Here is a 5338-nt window from a genome sequence, read left to right on the forward strand (position 1 = left end):
CGAGGATTACTTCGCACATTTCTCCCAGATCAAGATGGAAGGCTTTAAAATGCTTTCCGGTAAGCAGCCTGTACAGTTTGAAGTTGGAACGGACGAAAATGGCAGGGCGCTTGCAATGAATATCCTTCCCCTTATAGCAGAGGAAGATGCATAAAAGAAAATAAATTTTGAAACACAAAATATATAAAAAATGTGTTTGACAGCCACAAGATGTTGTGGTAACCTTTAAATGAAATCATATTTTATCAGTCATCTATGGCTGATCTTACATTTTAGATCCGGACATTCCGGATGAATCTCTTTTGGGCGGTTCGCCCTAAACTCAGCAAATAAGTTAGAACATTGGAAGATACGAAAAGATAGGAATTCTTTTGGTGTCTTTTTTTGTTGCAAAATGAAGAAAAGGAGGAAGCAGAATGAGAAAAATTAAAGAGACCGTACTGGTCAAAATGGAAAAAAGGAATGCCAGATAACAGAAAAAGAAAGAAGAGGAGAACATTTTATGCAGGAAGTAAATTGGGATGCTGTAAATTTGTTAGAACTGGGAATGCTGCTTGATATGGCAAAAGATGGATATGAATTCCAGATTGCGGATGGAAGAATTAAGTCCATTGAAGTAAAGCTCCTGTCCTGAATGCAAAAGGAGGGGCTATGTACTATAAGGATGATTTTAATGTAACGTTTGAAGAGGAATCCGCTTTTTACAAGTATCTGGATGATGTGGAAAAACGGGCCGAATGGTTCCGGGCACAAAGCAAGGATCTGACAGTGGAAGCGGTTACGAAGGACAGTACCTGCACCCCGATTGGGAATATCAATCTGGAATATTTAAAAGAGGATACCATAAATAATTCCGGGCTGCTGATTAAAACCCCAGACCGCAGCTGTTTTCTTGGCATATCTGCCATCAAAAGCTTAAAAGGCAGGGCCAGGATAGACGGAAAGGCGCTTGCAGAATTAGACAAAGAAACACTTGCCTATATCCTGAACAAATGTCTGAAGGTCTCCAGGGGAAAATCCCTGCTCCGCTTTTGTGAAGGCAAGGTGCGGGCAGTCCTGTCTGGCGACGAAAAAGACTATTCTATCTTGTCCATGCCAGAGGTCTATGAAATTGCAGGGGCTTATATCTACAGCGATTTTGAATACGCGTCTTTTAAATCCGGATGTGCGGACCATAATCTGGTAAATGCGACCTGGGAGCTAAGAGACCGGCGACTGACCGAAGCCTACAAGGAACTGCTGGAACGCTATGGGAAGACTTTTAACGGAGAGCTGTATGCTTCGGTCCGGATCACCACCTCCGATGTGGGAAGTTCAGGAGCCAATATCTTCTATACGGTGTCCGTTCAGAACCAATATATTGTATTGGGAGAAAACTTGAAAGTGCGTCACAAAAACTGCAAGGGTACCGAAGACTTCAACCAGAACATGGCTTCTATTTTTGAATACTATAAGGAAGCTCTGCAGGAGGTCCTGCGGCTTAGTGAAATCTGGGTGAACCATCCTGCCAATGCCATGATCGGCGTTATGAAGCAGGCTGGTTTTTCCAAAAAGCTGATTGCAGAAACGGTAGAGCGTTTTCGGGCGGCAGCAGGGGATGTCCCCTGTAGTGCCTACGAAATCTATTGCGGGATCTGTGATGTGATTTCCATTGCAAGGCAGCAGGAAACGAATGCGAGAGGACTACTTCTTTTGGAGGAAAAAGTGGCAGCCTGTGTAAGCAAACGTTGGCATGAGCTTGATATGCCAGGTGAAATTAAATATTAAATAATGACAAAGGCAGGAACCCCTGTCTTTTTGTATGAAGGAGGAACATATGCAGTATCCGGACTGGGTTATGGAAGCAAAAAAATCCAGGGAATTACTTTCGTGGATACAGGATCCGGTACACAGTATTAAAAAGTTTCATAGCCAGCTATTCATAAAGTGCCAGGAAGAAAACTGCATGTTATTTTATGCAGCTTCTGCTTGGAGGGATTGTTTACAGCTTCGGAAACCAAAGCTTTGCAGCATACTTTATCTGCCGGATTATTCTTTGTATGAGGCAGATTCTGTATTCTATCAGGCGGTCGGGATACCTGCCGATTTTCTTTTTCCGACGAAAGAAAGTCTGAAGAAAGAGGTGGAAATGAAGGTTACCCATTTGGTGAAAAACATGATGGATACAAACTGGGATCAGCTTTTGCTTAAGTACCAGCACCAGAGGGGCAGTCTTGTTCCAAATATAAACCGGATACAGGTAGAGGAAACTTCCAAAAGATTCCTGGAGGCCAGAATAAAGCCTGAGGAGCTGTTTTACAGTCCAAGCTTTACCTTTGAAAAAGCGCAGATGGAATATACGGATGTGATGTTTCTTTACACCTTGAACCATGCGAAGAAGGCTGTAAAAATGATCGCAGATAAGTGGCTTTCGGAATCTTTTTGGGAGATTTCGCAAAAAAGAATCTACATTGGCTGTGTGCGGGAAGAAATGAAAGAGCTGCAAAAAGGTGCAGCATAAAATAAGGAGGAACTGAATTTATGGGTAAATATGCGTATCTGAACCTGACTCAGAAAATGATTAAAATAAGAAAGATGGTGCCAAAGCTGTTAAGAAAACGTTACAGCGAAGAGGTGCCCTATGATTTTGTGAGATTGGATGATGTCTATGAATACCTCACCCCTGCCTTAAATAAATACGGCGTGGATTTTGAGGTCCTTGGTGAAGCATCCACGCAGCTGGATGCTTCTGGAAATCCAGCCTATCTGACACCGTTTGGCAATATGTGGCGGTATGAAGCGGATTTAAAGCTTTGCTGGACAAATGCAGATCATCCAGAAGAAAAAAATTACAGTGATATTCATGTAGTCGGAACCAATGAGGTTCCAGACAAGGCCAAAGGTGCAGCCTGGAGCTACGGACTGAAGTATTATTTATTAAATAAATTCAACATCGTCCAGGCGACCACCGAGGATCCGGATATGCGAGGCCCTGCTCCGGATGGCGATAAAACAAAAAAAGAAAAAAGTGAGGAACCAAAGAAACCTGCAAAAAAACAGAACCAAAATGCGGTGCAGACAGAGCCAAAGAAGAAGGAAGCCAAAGAAGAGTCTGAAAATCCCCCGAAATCTGACTCTGCTTTCACTTCTACAAAAGAAACCGGGCAGTCTTTGAAGCAAAAAGAAACTACCTTGAAGACCGTTCGTAATGGAAACAGCAGAAGCAGTAAAAAGGCTGTTCCGGTTTCGGATGATTCTTTTGATCTTGAAATCAGTCCTGACGAGATCCGGGATGCACGCAAAGAGGAGGATGAAAATTTGCCTGGCCAGATGCAGTTTGGCATGGAAGAAAAAGATCTGGAAGAGAGTTTTCTGGAGGAAAACGAGTCTGAAGAAGAAACGCTTGGTACAAGTGAGGAACCCTTAGAGGAAACAGCAGATGAGATGCCAGACGAAGTGCCCGAGGATACAGAGCGTTTTGAAGCAGAAGCGGAAGAAATTTCTGGTGAAACCGAGGAAGAAGAGTTTCATTTTGTTCGTGCAGAAGACGAAAACCCCTTTGCAGATGACAGCGAAGAGGAAACAGACGAAGGCTTCGGTATGGAATCTGAGGAAGAAGAGCTGGAACGTGCCAGAAAGGTAATGTGCAATTTTGGTCTTTTTAGTGGAAAGACGCTCGGTGAGATGATGGAAAACCCAAAAGGGGCAGACACAGTCAGATGGATGGCAACCGGTTATTACGGCAGCAACATGGAAATGGTAAATGCTGCAAAGATTATTGTGGCACATGAAAAACAGAACAGACTTGCAGCATAAACGTATTGTGGCTCCGGGAGAACGGAGCCACATTTTTTAGGAGGGATTATGTACGAACATCCATTTACCATAAAAGAAGTGGCGTGGTTACTGTCCATACGGTGCCTTGAAGGAGGATCAGATCAGGAGTTTCCGGTGGAATGCCCCTATTGTGGCGATACCAGAGGAAAATGCAGCTTTTGCATTAGCAAAAATGGGGAAATCAAAAACGTTTTCCATTGTTTCCACTGCGGGCAGGGCGGAAATATGCTTACCCTGTATGCAGACATTATGGGGCTTTATGGAGAAGACCGGTGCAAAACAGCTTATCAGGAAATCATAAACCGCTTGGAAAATGGCGGTCAGGTGACAGGAAGTACCTATAAAAAGATAACTTGCCGTTACAAGGCCAAAACGGACGAGGTTAAAAGATCCCCAGAATACGTGGACCTTGTGTACCGTCAGATGCTTTCCCTTTTGCAGCTTCACACCCTGCATAAACAGGACTTGAAAAGACGTGGTGTGACAGATCCGGAAATAAAGGAACTGGAACGAAAGGGCTATAAAAGCATTGAACCCAAAAAGGCAGGGACTATTGCGAAAAAACTATTGGAAAAAGGATTTAGGCTGGACGGAATCCCAGGTTTTTTTCGGAATCGGGACGGCATGTGGGAAGCTTCGTTTTATGAGGGAAACAGAGGCTACCTGTGCCCTGTGTATTCCCTGAATCATAAAATAAAGGGCTTTCAGATCCGGGTTGACCATCCGGTGAACAAAAGAAAATATATCTGGTTTACAAGCAGAGGCAGCCCGGCCGGGGTGTCCGGCTATATAAGCCCGGTACAAAGGAGCATCCATGTAACAGAAGGAATTTTAAAGGCAGAGCTTGCCAGCCTAAGAAGCGGATATCCTTATATTGGAATCCCAGGGGTGGGAAACTATAAAAGTCTGTTTCCTGTGCTTGCAGATTTAAAAAGCAGGGGGTTACAGACCGTGTACGAATGTATGGATATGGACAAAATGATGGATCTTACCTGCCGTTGTGACTGTATGGAAAAGTGCATCGTATGTGGGACACCAGAACGGTTGTTGAGAAAGCAGGAGTGCCCACAAAAAAGGAGAAAGCGTGATACCATCCGGAAAGGATGCCTTAAACTGTATGACATGTGCGAAAGGCTTGGGTTAAACTGCCAGAGAATCAGCTGGGACACGGATACAGACGGTTTGTGGCTCGGCAATTACAAGGGCGTGGATGACTGGATTTACAGCAAGCCACCAGAAGAAAAAGAGAGTTTTTATTGATTTAGTCAAATAAAAGGGGATCTGAAATCTGTATTCAGGTCTCTTTTTATCTGGCTAAACAGGCCAGTAGAAAGGAGAAAAAGATGGAAATCAGGGACAGACCATGCCTGGTAAAAACCAGGGACAGACCATTATCTAGGAGAGGAGAAAAACATTGGGTAAATTTAAGGGAAAAAGGTGGCTTGCAGGTGCAATGGCGGTTATGCTGTGCTGCAGCAGCTTCCTTCAGACAGGTGTTTTTACAGTATCCGCTGAAGCGGAG

General features: G+C 43.9%; 6 protein-coding genes. All 6 read left to right on the forward strand.

Features of this window, described 5'->3' with window-relative positions; all coding sequences use genetic code 11:
- Positions 1-154, forward strand: a 154-nt coding sequence (locus tag PGQ38_RS20275) for a cold-shock protein (protein WP_270433065.1), incomplete at its 5' end; no start/stop codon positions are given.
- 348 nt (positions 155-502) lie between these two features.
- Positions 503-634 (forward strand): hypothetical protein, encoded by a 132-nt coding sequence (locus PGQ38_RS18630; protein ID WP_255610563.1) that lies wholly within the window; start codon positions 503-505, stop codon positions 632-634.
- Between the two features lie 17 nt (positions 635-651).
- Entirely contained in the window at positions 652-1767 is a 1116-nt protein-coding gene (locus PGQ38_RS18635) for a hypothetical protein (RefSeq protein ID WP_118580588.1), read from the forward strand.
- A gap of 49 nt (positions 1768-1816) precedes the next feature.
- On the forward strand, positions 1817-2500 hold the full coding sequence (locus PGQ38_RS18640; protein WP_270433059.1) for a hypothetical protein: 684 nt from the start codon (positions 1817-1819) through the stop codon (positions 2498-2500).
- A gap of 20 nt (positions 2501-2520) precedes the next feature.
- Complete coding sequence (locus PGQ38_RS18645; protein ID WP_270433062.1) at positions 2521-3795, forward strand: ERF family protein; 1275 nt, start codon at positions 2521-2523, stop codon at positions 3793-3795.
- Between the two features lie 48 nt (positions 3796-3843).
- On the forward strand, positions 3844-5076 hold the full coding sequence (locus tag PGQ38_RS18650; protein ID WP_270433063.1) for a toprim domain-containing protein: 1233 nt from the start codon (positions 3844-3846) through the stop codon (positions 5074-5076).
- The last annotated feature ends 262 nt before the right edge of the window (positions 5077-5338 follow it).

Origin of the sequence: Blautia faecis (assembly GCF_027662325.1) — a bacterium.
Classification (GTDB): Bacteria; Bacillota; Clostridia; order Lachnospirales; family Lachnospiraceae; genus Blautia_A; species Blautia_A faecis.

What these genes read in the sequence shown, in the direction of transcription:
- PGQ38_RS18650 (WP_270433063.1), top strand. Translation starts at nt 3,844, where the DNA reads ATGTACGAACATCCATTTACCATAAAAGAAGTGGCGTGGTTACTGTCC.
- PGQ38_RS18640 (WP_270433059.1), top strand. Translation starts at nt 1,817, where the DNA reads ATGCAGTATCCGGACTGGGTTATGGAAGCAAAAAAATCCAGGGAATTA.
- PGQ38_RS18645 (WP_270433062.1), top strand. Translation starts at nt 2,521, where the DNA reads ATGGGTAAATATGCGTATCTGAACCTGACTCAGAAAATGATTAAAATA.
- PGQ38_RS18635 (WP_118580588.1), top strand. Translation starts at nt 652, where the DNA reads ATGTACTATAAGGATGATTTTAATGTAACGTTTGAAGAGGAATCCGCT.
- PGQ38_RS18630 (WP_255610563.1), top strand. Translation starts at nt 503, where the DNA reads ATGCAGGAAGTAAATTGGGATGCTGTAAATTTGTTAGAACTGGGAATG.